Annotated in this window: 14 protein-coding genes; 7 read left to right on the top strand and 7 right to left on the bottom strand. The window is 59.8% G+C overall.

Annotation, left to right across the window (positions count from 1 at the left end):
• Positions 1-58 precede the first annotated feature (58 nt).
• From C7H09_RS16000 to C7H09_RS15990, 3 genes are read left to right on the top strand one after another with little or no spacing between them, the layout of a single operon-like run.
• Entirely contained in the window at positions 59-1846 is a 1788-nt protein-coding gene (locus C7H09_RS16000) for an ATP-binding protein (protein WP_106764552.1), read from the top strand.
• Complete coding sequence (locus C7H09_RS15995; RefSeq protein ID WP_106764550.1) at positions 1833-4256, top strand: GAF domain-containing protein; 2424 nt, start codon at positions 1833-1835, stop codon at positions 4254-4256. Before C7H09_RS16000 ends, C7H09_RS15995 begins: the two co-directional genes overlap by 14 nt.
• A 15-nt stretch (positions 4257-4271) precedes the next feature.
• On the top strand, positions 4272-6263 hold the full coding sequence (locus C7H09_RS15990) for an ATP-binding protein (protein ID WP_240616622.1): 1992 nt from the start codon (positions 4272-4274) through the stop codon (positions 6261-6263).
• Here C7H09_RS15990 and acnA read toward each other — a convergent pair.
• Complete coding sequence (gene acnA, locus C7H09_RS15985; RefSeq protein ID WP_106764548.1) at positions 6260-9022, bottom strand: aconitate hydratase AcnA; 2763 nt, start codon at positions 9020-9022, stop codon at positions 6260-6262. The two genes, C7H09_RS15990 and acnA, sit on opposite strands and share 4 nt — an antisense overlap.
• 218 nt (positions 9023-9240) lie before the next feature.
• Between acnA and C7H09_RS15980 the strand changes: the two genes are divergently transcribed.
• The 3 genes from C7H09_RS15980 to C7H09_RS15970 all read left to right on the top strand — a co-directional run bounded on the left by C7H09_RS15980 (position 9241) and on the right by C7H09_RS15970 (position 14693).
• Complete coding sequence (locus C7H09_RS15980) at positions 9241-12144, top strand: MHYT domain-containing protein (RefSeq protein ID WP_106764546.1); 2904 nt, start codon at positions 9241-9243, stop codon at positions 12142-12144.
• Positions 12144-13127, top strand: coding sequence for a response regulator (locus C7H09_RS15975; RefSeq protein ID WP_106764543.1), 984 nt, complete (start codon positions 12144-12146; stop codon positions 13125-13127). The genes C7H09_RS15980 and C7H09_RS15975 overlap by 1 nt, the downstream gene beginning before the upstream one ends.
• 111 nt (positions 13128-13238) lie before the next feature.
• Positions 13239-14693, top strand: coding sequence for a hypothetical protein (locus C7H09_RS15970; protein ID WP_106764541.1), 1455 nt, complete (start codon positions 13239-13241; stop codon positions 14691-14693).
• A 33-nt stretch (positions 14694-14726) separates the two neighbouring features.
• Here C7H09_RS15970 and C7H09_RS15965 read toward each other — a convergent pair whose 3' ends face one another.
• Positions 14727-16178, bottom strand: coding sequence for a rhomboid family intramembrane serine protease (locus C7H09_RS15965; protein ID WP_106764538.1), 1452 nt, complete (start codon positions 16176-16178; stop codon positions 14727-14729).
• A 224-nt stretch (positions 16179-16402) separates the two neighbouring features.
• On the opposite strand from C7H09_RS15965, the gene C7H09_RS15960 reads away from it, so the two are divergent.
• Positions 16403-16843, top strand: a complete 441-nt coding sequence (locus C7H09_RS15960; RefSeq protein WP_106764537.1) for an OmpA family protein — start codon at positions 16403-16405, stop codon at positions 16841-16843.
• A gap of 53 nt (positions 16844-16896) precedes the next feature.
• Here C7H09_RS15960 and C7H09_RS15955 read toward each other — a convergent pair whose 3' ends face one another.
• The 5 genes from C7H09_RS15955 to C7H09_RS15935 all read right to left on the bottom strand — a co-directional run bounded on the left by C7H09_RS15955 (position 16897) and on the right by C7H09_RS15935 (position 21120).
• Entirely contained in the window at positions 16897-17298 is a 402-nt protein-coding gene (locus C7H09_RS15955; protein ID WP_106764536.1) for an MAPEG family protein, read from the bottom strand.
• Between the two features lies 1 nt (position 17299).
• Entirely contained in the window at positions 17300-17536 is a 237-nt protein-coding gene (locus tag C7H09_RS15950; RefSeq protein ID WP_106764534.1) for a GlsB/YeaQ/YmgE family stress response membrane protein, read from the bottom strand.
• A gap of 95 nt (positions 17537-17631) precedes the next feature.
• A complete protein-coding gene (locus C7H09_RS15945; protein WP_106764531.1) occupies positions 17632-18351 on the bottom strand; it encodes a lysophospholipid acyltransferase family protein in 720 nt (239 codons plus the stop codon).
• Between the two features lie 46 nt (positions 18352-18397).
• Entirely contained in the window at positions 18398-18979 is a 582-nt protein-coding gene (locus C7H09_RS15940; protein WP_106764529.1) for a class GN sortase, read from the bottom strand.
• Entirely contained in the window at positions 18979-21120 is a 2142-nt protein-coding gene (locus tag C7H09_RS15935; protein WP_106764526.1) for a marine proteobacterial sortase target protein, read from the bottom strand. Before C7H09_RS15935 ends, C7H09_RS15940 begins: the two co-directional genes overlap by 1 nt.
• Positions 21121-21239 lie beyond the last annotated feature (119 nt).

The following is a 21239-nucleotide window of genomic DNA, read 5'->3' as shown; positions in this document are numbered from 1 at the left end:
CTCTACGCTCTATGTAAGCATGTTTTATCGTTTACGGCCACGCCACTAAGGAATACCGTTGAGATCATTGTCCATTGGCATCCGGGTTACGCTCATCACCATTCTCAGCAGCGTCGTAACCGTTGTCGCCGTTCTGCTGCTAGCCTATCACGGCCTGGTTCGCGACTTCGAAAACGTGCTCACCCAGCGCCAGATACTTGAAACCGAACAGGCTGCCAGAACCGTCGACCAGGAACTCCAGATCCGCCTGGACGCCCTGAATACCTTTGCAAGCTTCCTCACCGATGGTGACGAGCGCCTTCCGCTACCTCTGATCCTGGACACTCTTGGACGACAAACCGGGCTGGAACGTTATTTTCAGGGCGGCTTGCTGGTGTTTGATGATCAGGCCACCGCCATCGCCGAGAACCTTTTTGTGCCCAACCGGGTAGGTACCAATTACAAGGATCGGCCGCATTTTCAACAGGCACTTAGAGAGCGTGAAGCTCTGATTAGCCGCCCGATTATTGGCCGAACCACGGGCCTGCCGTTGCTGACTTTTCTGGCGCCCATTAAAAGTGACGACGGCGATTTGCTGGGTCTGGCGGGGGGCACTATCAATCTGGCGGAATCCGGCATCATTCCGGCTTCTTTTGGCGAAAATACCGACACGATTTTTCGGGTTCTCGACACCAACCATTTTATACAGGTGGACTCGCTATCACCGGACTCCCCTATGCTGACGCTGCCGCCCCCCGGCGAAAATGCCATGATCGATGCGGCGCTGTCGGGCATTACCTCCGGCATTGTTGAAGACGAACTTGGCCAGCGCTGGGTCTATGCAACCCGCCACCTGGAACGGGTGGGCTGGATTTTTTTGCGCGCCGAACCCTACGATCGCGTCACCGGGCCCGCATGGGCGTCGTTCAATACGTTCGTGTACTGGAGCATGGCGGCTCTGGCCATTCTGATTGTGCTGGCCTGGTGGCTGGCTCGTGCATCAACCCGCCCCCTGGCCCGGATGTCGTCCAATATCCGAACCATGATCACCAGCAATCAGCAAACCCGGCGCCTGGCGCCGGATGGCCCGATGGAAACCCGGGAACTGGCGCGGGCTTTCAATGAACTGATGGAAGCCAGAGAACACCTGGATCAAATGAAAGACCAGTTTGTCTCCACCGTCAGCCATGAACTGCGCACACCGCTGACTTCGATCAATGGCTCGCTGAAACTGTTGCACTCCGGAGCCACCGGTGAACTGCCGGGCAAAGCCCGCAGTATCACTGATATTGCCCTGAGAAACGGCGAACAGCTGCAGCGCCTGATCTCGGATCTTCTCGATTTCAACAAGGTGATTGCCGGCAAGCTACCGGTCTACCCAGAAGCCCTCAGCCTTGCCAGTGCCATACAGCAGGCCGCCGACGGCAATCGGGTAATGGCAAAACAGTACGGGGTTGAGCTGTCATCTCCGCCAGCAGAGCAGCCAATCAGACTGTGGGCCGACCCCCAACGGCTGCGTCAAATTCTGGACAACTTTATCAGTAACGCCATCAAGTTCTCACCCGCTGGCGGCCAGATCCGGATCACCAGCCAGTCGTTATTGAATCAGCGGGTGCGGGTTGTGGTTTCGGATCAGGGCCAGGGCGTACCCGCCGATTTTGAGCCGGTACTGTTCGAGCGCTTTGAACAGGCCCACAGCATCGCCAGAAACTCCCGGGCTGGCACCGGCCTGGGGCTGGCAATCTGTCGTGAGCTGGCGCACCTCATGGGTGGTGAAGTCGGCTACTATTATCAGGGCGGGGCGCACTTCTGGGTCGAATTACCCGAAACACAGGCAGACACGGAGAACCACCATGCGGGCACCTGAGTTTCCGCAGGAAGAACAACAACGCCTATCGGCACTGGATGCCCTGAAGCTATTGGATACGCCACCCGAAGAGCGCTTTGATCGCATCACCCGGCTCGCGGCCCGGATGTTCGACGTGCCCATTGCCCTGGTGTCGCTGGTCGACAAGGATCGCCAGTGGTTCAAATCCTGCTACGGCCTCGGTGCCAGAGAAACCGGCCGGGATATTTCTTTTTGCGGCCACGCCATTCTGGGCAAAAAAACCTTTGTCGTGCCAGACGCTCTGGCCGATGCCTGCTTTGCGGATAACCCGCTGGTGACCGGCGAACCCCATATCCGGTTCTATGCAGGCGCGCCCCTGCAGGATCGCGCCGGATTCCGGGTTGGCACCCTGTGCATTATCGACAAACGCCCCAGAACGCTCAGCCCAGACGATCTCGACAACCTCAGGGATCTGGCCGATGTGCTGGAGAGGGAATTCCAGTTACAGGAACTGGGTGGCTATTACAGCGAGCGCACCCGAGCTCTGAATATTCTCAACGACATTGCGCTGGAGCACTGCTCGGATCCCGATCAGGCCATTCCCGATGCCCTGTACCGCGCCAACCGGTTCCTGGGCACAGAAACCGCCATTGTCAGCGAAATCTCCGGCCAGACCTACACGGTGCTCTGGCATGATGAGCGCCGGGGCGACAGCATTGAAGACGGCCTGACCCTGCCGCTGGAGCAGACTTATTGCTCTATGCTGCTGGATCACGGGGAGGTCATGAGCATCAATCACATGGGGCATTCCCGCTATAAAGATCGCCCCTGCTATCAAGCTCATAAGCTGGAAAGCTACATCGCTGCGCCCATATGGATAGACGAGGAATTCTTCGGCACGCTGAATTTTTCCGCCAGCGCCCCCCGAAAACCACCGTTTACCGACACAGAAAAAATGTTCGTAAACCTGCTGGCGCGCTGGATTGCCGACAGTATCCAGCAGGCCCGCCAGTCTCAAACGCTGACCAAACTCTTAGCCAATGCCCCCGGTATGCTCTACCAGTACCGGCTCTGGCCCGATGGTCACTCGTCATTTCCGTTTGCCAGCCCACGGATTCTTGAGGTCTACAACGTCACCGCCGAAGCGGTAAAAGAAGACGCCAGCGATGTGTTCAATAAAGTGCATCCGGATGACCTGGAGAGCGTAGGCAAGAGCATCGAAACCTCCGCCCGAACCCTGTCGCTCTGGCAGCAACAACATCGGGTATGGCAGGACAACGGCGGCTGGCGCTGGGTAGAGGGCAGCGCTTCACCGGAAGCTCTGGCCGACGGCAGCATCCTCTGGCACGGCCATATTATTGATATTGACGAGAAAAAGCGCACCCAACTGGCGCTGCAGGAAAATGAAGAACGGCTGCGACGACTGTACGAGCTATCGCCGATCGGGATTGCCCTGAACGACTATAGTTCCGGTGCCTTTGTGGATATCAACGAAGCCCTGCTGGCGCCCACAGGCTACACCCGGGAAGAACTGGCCCGTATGGGTGTTCTTGAGCTGGTTCCAGACACCGAGAAAGCCCGGGCTCGCGAGATCATTAAAGCTCTCAAGGAAAACACCCGTTTCGGCCCGGAGGAGCTGACCTTTATCCGCAAGGATCACAGCACCTACCCGGTGCTTATCCGGGGCATGAAAATAACAGACCCGTCAGGACAAGCACTGATCTGGAGTCTGGTTGAGGACATCTCAGAGCGTAAAAAAATCGAGCAGATGAAAAACGAATTCATCTCCACGGTCAGCCACGAGCTACGCACCCCCCTGACCTCCATCAGCGGCTCCCTGGGGCTGGTTACGGGGGGCGCCCTGGGCAAATTGCCTGAGCCAATCGACCGGGTTCTGAGCATTGCCTCAAGAAACAGCGAACTTCTGCGCCAACTGGTTGATGATTTGCTGGACATAGAAAAACTTGTTTCGGGGCGAATGGCCATGCAGCTTGCCCGGCAGGAAGTAAAACCGGTGGTTCAGGGTGCCGTTGAGCGACTGAGTGACTACGCCAGCCACCGCGGCATCACTGTCTCCATTACATGTCCCGACACCCCGGTTTATGCCAGTATCGACAGTCGCCGGCTGGCCCAGGCGCTCACCAATCTGGTGTCCAACGCCATCAAATTTTCACCGGACAACAGTATCGTCCGGGTTGAGGTCATCGCGGATGATCGCCAGATACGTATCAAGGTCTGCGACCGGGGCAGCGGCATTCCCGACAGCTTCCGCAGCCGGATCTTCCAGAAATTCGCCCAGGCCGACAGCTCCGACACCCGCGGCAAAGGCGGCACCGGGCTTGGACTGGCCATTACCCGGGAAATCATGGTGCAGATGGGCGGCAATGTTGGATTCAAATCGGTTGAAGGCGAAGGTTCTGAATTCTGGCTTGAACTTCCAGTGGCTTGATGGCGGGCCTGACCGATGATGATCCTGAAAAATCATGACAAGGCGTTTCCGGTTCTGATCTGGGCCGCGAGAATCGGTATTTTTTTGTTGATGCTGATGCTTGCCTTCACGCTGGACTCGGCCGCTACCAGCAAACACCGGACAGACTTACAAAAGCAATGGCAGGCGAGAGTGGATGACCTGAGCCTGCAGTTGCAGGGCACTATACTGCAGAATATCCAGACGGTCTGGGGCCTGGCGGCGAACGTGGCTGTTCAGCCGGACATCAATGAACAACGCTTTCAGGATCTCGCCGAGGTGATCTTTCACCTGGCTCCGGAGCTGTTGAATATTGGCCTGGCGCCGGATTTCACCATTCGCTACATCTATCCGCAGGAAGGCAATCGGGCTGCCATCGGCCTGGATCTGCGCACCCAGAGCCTGTCAGAACAGCAGGTACGCCTGCTGCTGGACACCGAAAGAGCGGTGTTCAGCGGCCCGATTGATCTGGTTCAGGGCGGCCAGGGGCTGGCGGCCCGCATCTCCATTCACGAAAGTCCGACGGATCGCTTCTGGGGCGTGATTTCCGTTATCCTCGATCTCGACCGCCTCTACGCGGCCGTCAACCTGGCCCAGCTTGCCCGGGATGGCCAGTTCACCCTGGCCACCTCGTCCAGCGACGGCCCGGAAGCGGGCAAATTCCACGGCAGCGATACCTCATCGAAATGGCAGGAGCCGGTGTTTTCCACCATGAAAATGTCCGGCATTTCCTGGACCCTCTACGCACAACCCCGCCAGGGCTGGCCCGGCCATCCGGCAAACCCCTGGCTGTTTCGTAGCCTGTTGGCGCTTATGGTGCTGGTCATTGTGGGCGGCACCCATTGGCTGACCAATCTGATCCAGCGGGACCGAACCATGCAACGCCGCTTTCAGGGCCTGTTTGATCTGGCGCCTTTCGGCATCGGGCTCTATGGCGGTAACAGCGGCAAACTGCTGCGGGCCAACCCGGTGTTCGAGCGGACGCTGGGAACGGGCGCGGCATCTCTGGACTATTTCGACCGGGTGTACGATGACCAGGGCACACAATTACCCGATGGCCAGGGACTATCTGCCACTCTGGCAAACCGTTTCCGGTTCAGCGGCCTGGAAGGTCGCTTTCCGGGCCGCTCCCAGGCCCTGGTGCCCTTACTGCTGCACGGCCTGAAACTCAACATTCACGACAGCGAGCCGGTGGTCTGGATCATCGCCGAGGACATCACCGAGCGAAAAGAAGTGGAGCGCATGAAAAGCGAATTCATCTCCACGGTCAGCCACGAACTGCGCACTCCCCTCACCTCCATCTCCGGCTCCCTGTCGCTGCTGTCGAAAAACGCGGTCGGCGAGTTACCGGCCAAGGCGTCCTCATTGGTCACCATTGCGCTGCGAAACAGCCAGCAGCTGGGCTTTCTGATCAATGATCTGCTGGATATAGAGAAGCTGCTGGCGGGCAAGATGGCGTTCCGGATCGAAACCTTCCCGGTCGCCGGGGCGGTTCTGGAGTGCCTGGAAAACATCCAGAATTACGCTAGCGACAGAGAGGTTGCCATCCACGCAAGCCGTCTGTCGGAGGTTGCGGTCAGCGCCGACCGGCAGCGCCTGGCCCAGGCGTTAAACAACCTGCTGTCCAACGCCATCAAATTCTCACCCGCCGGGGCCAAGGTTAACGTGTATACCGAAATTCACGGCCAGCGGGTGCATATTCTGGTGCGCGATCACGGCCCGGGCATCGACCCGGAATTCCGCAACCGCATCTTCCAGAAGTTCTCCCAGGCCGACAGTTCCGACCGTCGTGCCAAGGGCGGTACCGGCCTTGGCCTGGCCATTACCCGGGAACTGATGATCCGGATGGGTGGCCAGGTGGACTACCATTCGGTGCCCGGTCACGGCGCCACCTTCTGGCTGGAACTGCCAGTGGCAGCAGCCAGCCCGACAGACACCGCACCGACAGCGCGGGCCGAAGATACCTCCAGTGCTACCGGATCAGATTAGGCATTCTGCAACATCTGGCGCACCACATAGTGCAAGATGCCGCCGTGCCGGAAATACTCCGCCTCGTTGGCGGTATCAATCCGCGACAGTAACTCGCAGGTGGCGGTTGAGCCGTCCTTGTAGGTGACCGTCATGGTGAAGGTCTGGCCAGGCTTGATCTCACCCGACAACCCCTCAATGCTGATGGTCTCCTCACCGGTAAGCTTCAGACTCTTGCGATCGCTGCCCTCGGGGAACTGCAGTGGCATCACGCCCATACCGATCAGGTTGGAACGGTGAATACGCTCGTAAGACTCCGCCACCACCGCCCGCACGCCCAACAGGCGAGTGCCTTTGGCCGCCCAGTCCCGGCTTGACCCGGTGCCGTATTCCTTGCCGGCAATCACCACCAGCGGAGTGCCCTGCTGCTGGTATTTCATGGCCGCGTCGTAAATCGACATCTGCTCGCCGGTGGGGATGTAACGGGTGAACCCGCCTTCAACGTCGTCCAGCATTTCGTTCCGGATTCGAACATTGGCGAAGGTACCGCGCATCATCACTTCGTGGTTGCCCCGGCGGGAACCGTAGGAGTTGAAGTCTTTCGGCTCTACTCCGTGGTTCTGCAGATACTGGCCAGCCGGGCTGTCGGCCTTGAACGATCCGGCCGGCGAGATGTGGTCGGTGGTCACCGAGTCCCCCAACAACGCCAGAATGTTGGCATCCCGGATGTCCTCGATGGCCTCGGGCTGCTCTTGCAGACCGTCAAAGAAGGGCGGGTGCTGGATGTAGGTGGATTTGTCCGACCATTCGTACACCTTGCTCTCGGGCACCTGGATCGACTTCCAGATATCGTCGCCCTCGAACACTTCGCCGTATTCCTTGCGGAACATATCGGTTTTCACCTTCTCCACCGCCTCGGCGATCTCCGCCTGGCTGGGCCAGAGATCCTTCAGGTAAACCGGCTTACCGTCGCGGTCGCTGCCCAGTGGCTCCTTGTCGAGATCCACCCGCACATTCCCGGCCAGGGCGTAGGCCACCACCAGTGGCGGTGAGGCCAGCCAGTTGGTTTTCACCAGCGGATGAACCCGGCCCTCAAAGTTGCGGTTACCGGAGAGTACCGAGGCGACCGTCAAATCGCCATCGGTAATGGCTTTCTCTACCGCGTCTGGCAGTGGCCCGGAGTTCCCAATGCAGGTGGTGCAGCCGTAACCCACCAAGTGGAAGCCAAGCTTGTCCAGATCATCCTGCAGCCCGGCCACCGCCAGATAGTCGGTCACCACCTTGGAACCGGGCGCCAGCGAGGTTTTCACCCAGGGTTTGGTGCGCAACCCACGGGCCACCGCTTTTTTTGCAATCAGCCCCGCTGCCATCATCACGCTGGGGTTGGAGGTGTTGGTGCAGGAGGTGATGGCGGCAATCACCACCGCCCCCGGGTCAAGCCGACTTTGCTCACCGTTCATCTCCAGCGGTTGGCTGCTGGGGTGCTCGAACCAAGCGCTTTCGGCGCCGACTGCGGTGCCCCCACCTTCGGATTCCAGGTTGGCTTCACGGATTTCCCCCGGCCCCTCCGCGGTTTCCATCAACAACTCGAAGGAAGCCTTCATGTTCTTCAGGGCAACCCGATCCTGGGGCCGTTTCGGGCCCGCCAGACTGGCTTCCACATCGCCCATGTCCAGCTCCAGGGTGTCGGTATACAGCGGCTCATGGCCGGGCTCGCGCCACAAACCCTGGGCTTTGGCATAGGCTTCAACCAGCGCCAGTTGGGCGTCGTCGCGGCCTGTCAGGCGCATGTAGGTGAGGGTCTGCTCGTCCACCGGGAAGAAACCGCAGGTGGCACCGTATTCCGGCGCCATATTGGCGATGGTGGCGCGATCGGCCACCGGCATGTCTTTCAGGCCATCGCCGTAGAATTCCACAAATTTGCCCACCACGCCGCGCTTGCGCAGCATCTCGGTAACCGTCAGTACCAGGTCGGTGGCGGTGATGCCTTCTCGCAACTTGCCGGTAATCTTGAACCCGACTACCTCGGGAATCAGCATGGACACCGGCTGGCCGAGCATGGCGGCCTCCGCCTCAATGCCGCCCACGCCCCAACCCAGAATGCCCAGGCCGTTGATCATGGTGGTGTGGGAATCGGTGCCCACCAGGGTGTCCGGGTAGGCCAGGGTTTTGCCGTCCACCGGCTTGTGCCACACGGTCTTGCCCAGATACTCAAGATTCACCTGATGGCAGATACCGGTGCCCGGCGGCACCACCCGGAAATTATCAAAGGCCTGCTGGCCCCAGCGCAGGAACTCGTAGCGCTCCTGATTACGCTCCATCTCGATGGCCACGTTGTCTTTGAATGCCGAGGGGTTGCCAAACTTGTCGACCATCACCGAGTGGTCGATGACCAGATCCACCGGCGACAGCGGGTTGATCAATGCCGGATCCTTACCCGCATTTTTGACCGCCTCACGCATGGCCGCCAGATCCACCACACCGGGCACCCCGGTAAAGTCCTGCATCAGCACCCGGGCGGGGCGGAACTGGATTTCCGTGTCCGAGGTGCGGTGCTTCAGCCACTGCACCATGGCGTCGATATGGGAGCGATCGACGGTGCTGCCATCTTCGTTACGCAACAGGTTTTCCAGCAGGACTTTCAGGGAAAACGGCAGGCGGCTCAGATCACCCAGGGTGTCCGCCGCCTTCGGCAAGCTGTAGTAGTGGAAGGTCTGATCGCCTGCTTGCAGGCTGGTGAGGGTATTGAGACTGTCTTGACCAAGCTGTGAATCCGACATGATAGGCCTCCTCTTAGCAATCTACCTTCAACTATTGCATCGAATAGCCAGAGTTCAACCCAAGTGCGGTGAATGCCTGTTATCACTGCGCTGAATACTGTCCGCTTACGCGGTCAGACTTTTTGCTAGTATGGCGTTACCAGAAAGCCGTTTTCTGTTACACGGCGTACTGATACCGTATTCAACCACGACACTATAACAATGCACGGACTACTCACTTGCTGGCACTTGATGATTTCTTTGTAGTCGGCCAACTGCCCGACAAACTGGTCACCGGCCACTACAACCTTGCACTGGTGGTTTTGTCGCTGGTGATTGCCATCAGCGCCTCTTACATGGCGCTGACTCTCGCGGCGGCGGCAAGGCGCAGCACCAGCCTTTATATGCAACGCCTGCATCTGTTCAGTGGCTCAGCGTCGCTGGGGTTCGGCATCTGGTCTATGCATTTTATTGGCATGCTGGCCTTCGAGATGCCCACCCATGTGCACTATCACCCGTGGATGACCGCTCTGTCTGCTGCCCCCAGCCTGCTGGCTGCGCTGGTGACCCTGTCGTTGCTGGCCCGCCACGAGATAACCGCACCCCGGCTGATCGGCGGCGGCGTAGTGCTGGGCTCGGGCATTGGCGCCATGCATTACCTGGGGATGGCGGCGATGGAAATCGGGCCAACCCTGCGCTACGACCCGCTACTGTTTGCCCTGTCGATTGTGGTGGCAGTACTGTTGGGCACCCTGGCACTCTGGATCAAATTCGGGCTGCTGCGCCGCACCCGGCTGCGGGGCTACAAGCGGCGCCTGCTGGCCGGCAGCGTGATGGGGCTGGCCATTGCCGGTATGCATTACACGGCCATAGAGGCAGCCCGCTTTATTGGCCAGCCAGACCCGGATTTCATGCCGGGCAGCAACCGGCACACCATGCTGGCGCTGACGATCGCCTTTGTCACCATCACCCTCAGCCTGCTGGCGGCCGGTGTAAATGCGGTGGCCCGGTATCGGGCGCTGATGAAACGCAGCCAGGAAATCACCAGCGAATTGCGGGCGGTAGTGGATGCCGCCGTTGATGGCATCATCAAGATTTCCGATCGGGGCATTATCTTGTCCTTCAACGATTCTGCCGAGCGCATCTTTGGCTATCGTGCGGACGACGTCATCGGCAAGAACGTCAGCATGTTAATGCCCGACCCCCACCGCAGCGCCCACGACAGCTACCTGAAAAACTATCTGCGCACCGGCGAGCGCAAGATTATCGGCTCGGGCCGGGAAGTCATGGCGCTTCACAAAAATGGCCATCAGGTTCCGATACGCCTGGCCATCGGTGAATCCCGACTTGGAGGCATCAGCACCTTCGTCGGGTTTGTCAGCGATATCTCCGAACGTTTTCGAATGGAAACTGATCTGCGCCAGGCCAAAGAAGACGCCGAGCAGGCCGCAGAGGCGAAAAGTGCATTTCTAGCCAACATGAGCCACGAAATCCGCACTCCGATGAACGCCATTATCGGCTTTACCGATCTGGTGCTGGACACCCCCCTGGAACCGGTTCAGGCCCGCCACCTGCATGTGGTCAAGAACTCGGCCCGATCCCTTCTCACCCTGCTCAATGACATTCTGGATACCGCCAAACTGGACAGTGGCCATACCGAGCTGGAACAGCGGGACTTCAATCTGCGCAGCCTGTGCCACCAGATCATCACCACCCAGTCCCTGAATGCGGCGAAAAAACAACTGAGTCTGACCCTCGATTACCAGGCCGGGGACTTTTTCTGTGGCGACCCTCTGCGCATTCAGCAGGTCATCCTTAACCTGGTCAACAACGCGGTCAAGTTCACCCGCACCGGAGGGGTTGTGCTGAAGGTGTATCAGCCCCGGCCCGGGTCGGTCAGTATCTTTGTTGAAGACACTGGCATCGGCATTTCAGCCGATCGTATCAAGAAAATTTTCGAGCCCTTTACCCAGGCAGACTCCAGCACCACCCGTCGCTTTGGCGGCACCGGCCTGGGCACCACCATTGCCCGGCAACTGGTGGAGCTGATGGGCGGGCAGATTTCCGTGTCCAGTGCGCCGGGCAGCGGATCGGTGTTCCGGGTCGACCTGCCTCTGGCGCCGGGCAAAGCCGTGGATGACAGCCTGTTACCAGACAGGGAAACCCCTTTGCCCCCGCTGCAGATTCTGGTGGCAGACGATGTGGCTCAAAACCTCGAATTGATGCAGACCCTGCTGGAGCAACGAGGGCACAAGGTGACCGGCGCCATGGACGGCCGCGAGGCCGTAGATAAGTTCAATAGCCAGGTGTTTGATCTGATTCTGATGGACGTTCAGATGCCTGGCATGAACGGCCATCAGGCAACCGAGGCCATCCGGCAACAGGAATACCGGGAACACCGCTCGCCCATACCGGTGATTGCACTGACCGCCAGCGTGCTTGAGGAAGATCGCAGGAATGCGCTGGAAGCCGGAATGGACGGTTTTGCCGTCAAACCCATTGATCTGGCTGAGTTGACCGCCGAAATTGCCCGGGTGCTGGGGCTGGACAGCATCCGGCAACCGGGCCCCGGGGAACGCCCGGCCACCCCGGTGGTCGATGAGGTGCGAGTGCAGCAACTTTGGCCGGATAGCGCCCGCCACCACCGGGCCCTGGATGACTTTCTGTCGGCCACCGAGTCCCAGCCTGCCAGCCTGCACACCACAGACCCCCAGGCATTGCCTGCGGCAGTGCACCGGCTGCGCGGCCTTGCCGGTAATCTCGGCCTGAGCCGGATCTACGAGGACCTCACCCGACTTGAATCCACGCTGAACAACCGGGAACCTGTCGCCAACGCTCTGTGGCAATCCCTCACTGACGATTTTCAGCACGCCCGGGAATGGCTGCACGCGCAGTCCACGGGTAGCGGGGCGGTTGTTCTTGCTGAATCCACCGAACCGGCCCAGACCCTCGAGCCAGAGGCTCTGGACAGAATCATCCATTTACTGAACCAGGGTGAACTGCCGGATCAGCTGTTTGAACAACTCCGGCCGATGCTGCCCTCGGCCTGTGCCCGCGAGGCACAGCAGGCCATGAACGATTTTGAACCCGAACGTGCTGCCAGCATTTTAATCAGTTACCGTGGCACTCTGGAGAACTGCTGATGCGAAACGATGCCCCGACTCTGTTGATCGTGGACGACGAGCCAGCCAACCTGCAGGTGCTGCGCAATATTCTGTCCGATCACTACCGGTTGCTGTTTGCCCGGGACGGCAACCGGGCTTTGGAACTGGCCCGCAGTGAACAGCCCAACCTGATACTGCTGGACATTATGATGCCCGGCTTGTCCGGCCACGAGGTTTGCGCCACGCTCAAGCAGCAGCAGGAAACCCGACAGATTCCGGTGATTTTCGTCACGGCACTGGCAGACCCGGTGGACGAGGAAAAAGGCTTCAACCTGGGGGCGGTAGACTACATCAGCAAGCCGGTCAGTGCGCCGATAGTCCGTGCCCGTGTGCGCAACCACCTGTCGCTGGTACGCATGGAAGAGCTGGTACAGACCCGGCTGGCCGTGGTGCAAAGGCTGGGCCGGGCTGCCGAATACAAGGATAACGAAACCGGTCTGCACGTTATCCGCATGAGCCACTTCTCACGCTTGATCGCTCTGGAAGCAGGCCTGGGTGAAGCCTGGGCCGACACTCTTCTGAACGCCGCGCCCATGCACGACGTGGGCAAGATCGGCATTCCCGACGCGATTCTGCAGAAGCCCGGAAAACTGGATCCAGACGAATGGCAGGTGATGCAGCAGCACGCGGAAATCGGTGCCCGGATCATCGGCGACGACGGCTCGGCGCTGTTGAAAATGGCCGGTGAGGTGGCCCGCAACCACCACGAAAAATGGGATGGCAGCGGCTATCCTGCCGGATTGAAAGGCCAGGATATTCCCATATCCGCCCGCATCGTCGCCCTGGCGGATGTTTTCGACGCCCTCACCAGCGAACGCCCCTATAAAAAGGCCTGGTCGATCGAAGATGCCACCCAACTGATCCGCGAGCAGTCCGGCAAACACTTCGACCCGGAACTGGTCGACGCCTTCTTCCGGTGCCTGCCTGCCATTCTGGCGGCTAAGGAGACCTGGCAGGAATAGCAGACACAAAATGCGACTCAGCACCTCATCAACGATGATTCCTTGATGCAGCATGACCCCTGTTCTGTCATCATTAGCGGCTGATTTCTGACGGATCAGGAACTGCATTACGTGAAACACGATTGTCATTACCATCCGGGTGATCCGGCCAAGTGGCACTGTGGCGAGTGCCAGGTGCATTATTGCAGCCGGTGTATGCCCGATGCCGATACCCGCCAGCGCCGGGGGCTCTGCCCGCGCTGCAGCAAAGCCATGCGCTATCTGGGTGCGGCCACTGAAGTGGTGCCCTTCTGGCAGCGCATCGGTGCTTTTTTCCGGTATCCGTTCCACACCGACCCGTTGATGGTGATTGCCATCTGTACCCTGGTGCCGGTAGTGGCTCCCGCCAACCTGATTGGCCTGCTGATCTGGCTGGTGCTGGCCCTGGCGCTGTTCAAATACACCTATGCGGTTATCAATCATACTGCGGAGGGCCACCTGAAGCCGCCGCCGGTGTCGGTGGCCTTTACCGGCAGCGGCTTCAACGTTGTGTTGCTCCAGCTACTGGTGTTTGTGGTCATGGGCGGATTGGTGGGTACAGCGGCCATGCTGGGTGGCCCGATACTGATGCTGCTTGCCATTGCCTTCGTGGTACTGGCACTGCCCGCCAGCATTATGGTGCTGGCCATGGAGCGGTCTGTGGGCGCCGCCATCAACCCGATGAACCTGGCGGTGCTGATTTCACGGATTGGCACCCCCTACTTCCTGCTATATGGCTACCTGATCCTGCTTACACTTGCCTCGGGTGCAGCCCAGGACTTCGCCGTCAACCACTTCCCCATGTGGGTCGCCCAGCCATTGGCAGGCTTCCTGAACAGTACCTTTACGCTGATTCTGTTCCACATGCTCGGTTATTTGCTGTTCCAGTACCAGGAAGAGCTGGGCTTTGCCTCAGATCTCCAGGATGGCATCGAAGAAGCCGACAACCAGCAGCGGGATCGCAGCAGCCGGTTTGATGCAGACCTGGACATGAGCCTGAAGGACGGCAATTACGACCGGGTTCAGTCCATGCTGCAGGAAGCCCTAAAACGTGACAGGGACAACCCCACCCGCATTGGGCAACTGTATCAGCTGCTGACGGCACGCAACGACAGCGCCGAGCTTTATCGCAACCACCCCAGGATCATGGCCTGGCTGGCACAACGGCACGATGGCGACAGCCTGGAGCAGCTGATCCGGACTCTGCAGTCAGTCGAACCCGGGTTCCGGCTGGAAGATCCGGAGCTGGCGGTGCGCTGTGCCACAACGCTGTATCACAGGGGCCACCACAAAGCCGCCATTCGCCTGCTACAGGACTTCCACAAGCGTTTTCCGGACAGCGATCAGCTGGCACCGGCCTACCTGGTGGTCGCCCAGGCGCTGGCCAACGGCCTGCAACAATGGGAAAAGGCGGTTGCCTTCCTGTCCTTTGTGCAGACGCGGTGCTCGGGGCACCCGGTGCATCAGCATATAGACACCTGGCTGGAGCAGGCCCGGAATCACCAGCCACTGAAAGGCCCGAAAGCGAGCTTTCAGCTACCAGACTGACGCCTGCCTGCCAGGTTGGTCAGATACGGGCTTTCACCCGTGCTGTTGCAGCAGTTGCCGGTATTGCCGGGCCTTGGGCTCCATCTGGAGCTTTTCGAACTCGGCCACCAGCAGGCGACAGGCTTCATGAACCTGATCGCCGCTGGCAGATAAACGCATCCGTTCGAAGGCTTTTTCTGCCACTTTGAAGTCGTGGTGTTTCAGGCTGAAAAACAGCACCCGGTTGTGTGTATCTGCCGCCAGCGGATGATAGGGTTCACCTTTGGCCAGGTATTCCTGCCACACCGTTACCATCTGCTCCGGCTGCCGCCGCGCCATAGCGTCGGCCATCAACTGTTCGGTAAGCACACGATAATCCTGCAGATCCGGCCGTAGCTTGGCCAGCTGGTACAGGTGCTCAAGCAGAACCGGGCGATCCGGATAACGCTCCCGCAACGCTTCAAACTGGCGCCTCGCATGGTCGAACTCCATTCGCCCCAGGCTCGCCATGGCCTGGCCATAAGCCCGGGTAAACTGCTCGTCCTGTTGTTCCGGCTCCGGCTCGAAGAACTCCTGCTTTACCTGCAACCAGCTCTTGCCCAGCAAGCCCACCAGCCCGGCACCTGCCATCAGCCCCCCGGCGTGGGCCATGTAGGCAATGCCAGTGGCACCGGCAAACCAGTAATCATAGATTTCCTTGCCCAGCCAGACCGGCAACACCGCGAGGGCGGGCGCCCGAAAATAGTTGAAATACACGCCGAGGAAAAAGAAAAAGCGGATACGCTGCAAACCATAGATGGCCACATACATACCCATAAGCCCGGAAATCGAACCGGACGCACCCACCAGTGGAACCTGGCTGCCCATGGAAAAGGCGGTAAACACCAGCCCCGACAATGCCCCGCACACCAGATAGGCCACCAGAAACCGCCCCGGCCCAAGGGCCTTTTCTACGGTAAAGCCCAGCAGGAACAGGAATACCAGGTTACCGATGATATGGCCCCAGCCACCGTGCAGGAACTGGTAGCTAATCAAAGTGTAGAGCGAGAGCTCGGCGGGCACCAGGCCCAGCTGGTAAGCGCTCATTTTACTGATCCAGCGCGCCTCGATGTCCGCTCTTTGCTGTTGCCAGGCATTGCGCTCTGCGGGCGCCCAGATCAGGCCCTGGTTCTGTTGCAGGTACTGGTAGAACTCCCGATCCAGCAATAAGGTAATGGCTTGCCAGAGTGCCTCGTTGTCTTCTCGCAACTGCTGGAACTCCTGCAATTCCAACGCCCGCTCCTGCTCATCCTCGAAACGGATTTTGCGCTGCAGATAATCTTCGTAGGCCGGGGCTTCCAGGGCCAGCAACTCACTGTCGAGGTACTGTTCCAACGCGCCCTCAAGCTTGCGGTCGTCCCCCCCCTGGTAAAACAGAAATACCAGCAGACAGGCCATAATCAGGCCCAGAGTCACCCAGGGCGGGCGTTTCCAGTCGATGGCGTTCTCAGCAGGAATAATCAGCATGGTCGGTCACTATTCATCACAATCTGTCCCTGAAAAGCTGTTTTTTACCACAGCGAGGCCTTCTTTTCCTGGTGTAATCACTCAGTCACAGCAATAACGTTGAATCTCTGGTCGCGGCACTCCCGGACTATCGACTTTTCGCCAATTGCTGTCGTTGGCGCGGTTCCCAATAGTGTTCAGGTGACAGCCACCCGCGCCGGGCACTCCATGCGAGGAAGCAGATTATGACCGTACTTGTTCTGGATCATCCAGAAATGCTCGCCAAAGCAGCACTGTTGTCGGCGGGTACCTGTGGGCAGCTGCCGGAGGGCGTTCGCAGGCCTCACCCGACCCGTTTCCACTACAGTTTCAACAAACATATTCTCACCGATACCGACATCGAGATGCTCCGCAGGCACGCCCGATACCTGAACAGCCAACCCGGGCTGAAACTGAGATTGCACGGTCACACAGACAACTTCGGTACCGATGCCTACAACCGATTTCTGGCACGCCGCCGGATTAACGAGGTGGTTCGTCTGCTCGCCTCGGAGGGCGTACCAGACGCCGCTGTCGAGGTTTGCAACTGGGGGTCAAACAGGCCTCTGGCGAGGCCGGAAGACCACGCCGCCAACCGCCGCATTGAACTGGAATATTTCAGCCAGGATCTGGCCAAAGCTCTGTAAACCTACAAACACAAACGGGGCCCTCGGGCCCCGCTCATCCTATCTCTGCAACTTTAGCCGTACACCTGCCACACGTTCCAGAACAGCAACAGCGCCGCCACCAGCACAGCGAGCCAGGTGAGCAATATGCCCAGCATGCGCGCTTTATGGGGCTGACCCTTGCCATTGATCATGCCCCAGGCATGCAGAATGCGCCCAACCACCAGCGCCATGCCGGTCCAGTAGATCAGCGTGCCGGACACGCCGTTCAGTTCGGCAATGGCCAGCATGATCAGCCCCATGGGCGCATATTCCACCAGATTGCCGTGGGCCCGCACGGCGGCTTCGAACTCCGGGTCGTCGTTAATGCCCAATCCTTTGCGGTACTTCAACCGGTATTTCACCACCTGGCCGGAAAGCACCAGCAACAACAGGCCCAGAACGGCCGCGAATACTGCAGTAACAGGTACAATCATGTCAGCCCTTTTTGATCTTGTTGACCACAGCCAGCAGCAGCACGGCGCCCACTGTGGCGGTTACCAGCTTGCCAATGGCGCCATGGGCCGATAGCTGCAACATCCCGAACAGAAAGCCACCGATAAAAGAGCCGACAATACCGATACCGATGTTAGCCAGCACACCAAAGCCTTTGCCCTTCATGATCAGGCCCGCAAACCAGCCCGCCAGACCACCAATTACCAGAAACCAGATCATCGCTTCTCTCTCCCCTGCTGTTCCGCTTCAGAATCCGATTTTTCGCAAGACTGCCCTGTTTACCCGTTTGGTTCAAGATGCAATGGCGGCGCCTGTCAGGCTGTCTGATGAGTCAAGGCCAGCCCGTCAATGGCATCCTGCATCTGCTGACGACACTGCGCCATCAGGCCCGGGACATCCTCTGCCGTCAAACCCCGGGTTTCCACCGGAGGCAGAATCCGCACCGGAACAGCTTCGCGCCGGCCACTCCAGCCACTGGACTTGCCGTGATATTCGCCAGCACACACCATGGTGATCGGCGCTCCTGCCGCCACCGCCATATGAAAAGCCCCTTTCTTGAAGCTACCCAGACCACGCCCGCGACTGCGCGTTCCTTCCGGGAACACCCAGATGCTTTTGTGTTCGCGAATGATGGCATCACTGGTGGTCTGCATAATCGCCACTGCCTTCCGGGAGCGACTGCGATTAAGAATAATGTTGCCGCCTAACCAGAACACCTGACCAAAAAACGGCAACCACACCAGCGAGGATTTCCCCACCGCCACCGTTCTCGGCGGCAGCAAATCCGCCATCAGAAACAGATCGTCATTCTGCTGATGATTGGCAATGATAATGGTGGGGCGATCCTGAGGCATGTTTTCTGCGCCATACACCGGGCGTTTCATACCTAGCAACCAGCGGCCCGTGGGGGCTACAAGCTTACCAAGCACCCGGTTGTTGTCGGGGTTGAAAGGCCGGACAAGGTACATCACAAACATGACCAGGCTCAGCACTGGCACGCTGAGCCAGGCCAGAAGTTTTCGAATCAGGGGCATCTGTGTTCCGATTTGCTGGAATTTGGCGCACAAGTGTACGCCAAAATTACAGTGCGGCGACAGTCTCGTTTTGTTCCTGTGCGTAAACCGGCTCTGCGCTGACCACATAACGTAGCGGCCCGCCCGCATCGAGGGTATCGAAGGGGTAGCAGGTCACCAGAATCAGAGCGTCGGGGTTAATGGCCCCGGTATCTATCGCTTCCCGGCGGCTATCCACCACCCGGGCATCGAGAACCCGGTAACTCTGCCAGCCACCGTTCGCGCTCTGTAACCGCACCGGGTCGCCCGGCTGAAGGTGCTGTAAAGGCCGGAAGTGGGTATCCCGGTGGCCCGCCAGAATCATCGGAGCCGGAGCGCCTGTCGATACCCGCCCGGGCCCGAACGCCAGGCTTTCGCCATGCACACCCTCCAGCACAATCAGCGACACCGCCTGTTCCGGAAACTCCAGCCGTGCCACCGGCCAGGTATCCGCCCAGGGCCAGGGCCGGGCCGCGGTCTGGCGGGCCTGGCTTTCGGCCCAGGCCAGTTCCAGCAGCTCCTGGGCAACCAGCGCTTTGAACGGAATCCACAACCCGAACACCAGCAGGGTGGCCGAGCAACCAATGATTAATAACAGCGCCCGGCTCATTACACACCTCGGCGGCTGAGCATCGCCATGGCCAGGGCAAACATCAACCCGAGCAGGCCCAGCGCGGTCAGCAAGGGCGCCAGGGTGGCTGTTTGCGGATACCGCAACATGCCTGCGTCACTGCCTGCGGGCAACAGGGTCGGCAGTCGCTCCTGATCCAGTGCGCTGTGTTCCGGCCGGGAAGGGGTCTTCTCCACCGCCACAAAGCTGGTAAACGGAGACATTACCTTGTGGCGTACGGAAAGCTCCACAATGCCTTGCTCGTCGGGTTGTTCCCCGGCCAGCCGGGCATGATCCATCAGGGCGTCCATCCGTCCCCGTGCCCATTGCCGATCCAGCCCCTGCCCCGGCGCCGCACTGGCCAGATCGAGCCGGGTTTGCCAGCGGCGGCCACCCGGCAACTGCCCGGAAACCGCCACTTCACCCAGTGGCGCGACGCCACGCACCACCTGAATCAGCGGTTGATCCTGAAACAGATCACCAGGCCGGGCAGGCTCAGCGTCGGCCGTGCCAACTGGCCAGACCACCTCAAGATCCGTCATTACCGGGGCTTCCATGGCGGCAAACAGGGCGCCCAGCGACTGATCCACCTCCGCCGTGCTCTGAATGGCGGTGTACTGGCCTCGTCCCCAGCGGGCGGCTTCCCGAAGAAAGTGCGTATTCGGTGCCGAGCCAATGGCCACGGTAAACAGGCGGCGATTGCCCAGCCCGCTGCGTATCTGATCAAACAGGGCCGACTCGTTGCCTACCGCGCCATCGGTTATGAACACCATCTGGCGAACCAGCCCATTACCGGTGTCGCTCGGAGCCTGCCCGGCTAGGGCCAGAGACAGGGCACTCGCCATTTCAGTGCCTCCGCTGGCATCCAATGCCTGCACATAACGCCGAGCCCTGGCCAGGACTCGGCTGTCAACCGGAACCGGTTGCATGAACAAGGCATGAGCTTCGCTATTGAACTCGATGATATTGAAACGATCTCCGGGGCGCAGGGTGTCCAGCCCCCGCAGCAACGCCGACCGCGCCTGGCGGATGGATTCACCGGCCATAGACCCGGAGGTATCAATCACAAAAACCAGCTCACGGCGCAGTACTGGGCCGGTGGTGGCCGGTGGCAGCACCATGGCCATCATAAAATCCTCCCCCTGCCACTGCTGGTGGAACAGCGCCGCCATAGGTGCCTGACTGGCCACCGGCTGCCAGCGCACGATCACATCCCTGTCCATCAGCACCGGTCCGGCCTCCGGCTGCACCATCGCCCGGCTGCCATCAACCGACACCTGCAGACGGTGGCTGGGGCTGCTGACCCCGGCCAGGGCAAACCCGGCATCAATCTCCAGCTCGATTCGAGCCCGATGGCTATTGGCATTTACATCCTCGGCCAGAACGGTGAACGGGCTGATCTCCGGCGCATCCGGCACTTGCCGGGTCGGCACCGACCAGCCCGCCTGCCAACTGCCAGCGGGCGAAGAAACTGGTGTGCCTGGCATGTACCGCGGAGTCAGCGTGGTGGGCAGTCGCAACTCGAACTCCCCCCGGCGGTACGCCACCGGTTGCTGGTACCTCAGTTCCACGGTGACCGCCTCGCCAGGCGGGATGTTGGCAATACGACTAGTGAACAGGTTGGGGCGGTTCTGCTCAACCGTTGCCGCCTTGCGGCCGGATTCCCGGGCCTGTTGATAGGTTGTTCGGGCCTGGGCCCGGGGCTGGATCTCGCCCTCGATCCGGCGCTCACCCACGGTCATGGTCAGGCCATACACCGCCGCCTGCCCGGGCAGCGGAAACACGAAGATGCCTTCCTGCCAGCGATCGCTGGTGTTACGAAAGGTTCGGGTTAAGCGGGTCTGGGCCAGCAATCCGGATACCGACACCTGAAACCGGCTATCCAGCACCAGCGCCGGTTCCTGCCAGGCACTCTTATGATCGATCAGGTAGAGTTGGCCGGGCTGCTCAGCTTCCAGGGGGCCAGCCTCGGCATACATCGGATGAACAAACAGCATCAGCACCATGGCCAGCCACAGGCTGATACCCTCGGCACAGCGCAACCAGCTGAACCGGGCAAGGCGGGAAAGGCCCCTGACCGGCCGACTGACCGGGGTTGGTGGCCGGGTAGAGGGAGCAGCACGCAGCGATAGCAGCATCATCAGGTTTTCCTTGTCTTGATGGAGATGCCACCATTACCGCCCGGCGACAAGGCAACCCGATGGCGAAATCCGGCAGGCCCGCGATCAAAAATGATCAATTATGGCAATGGCCGGATGCC

The organism is Marinobacter fuscus (assembly GCF_003007675.1).
Lineage (GTDB): Bacteria > Pseudomonadota > Gammaproteobacteria > Pseudomonadales > Oleiphilaceae > Marinobacter > Marinobacter fuscus.
The sequence above is the reverse complement of the archived record's forward strand: the minus strand, read 5'-3'. Positions and strand labels throughout refer to the sequence as shown.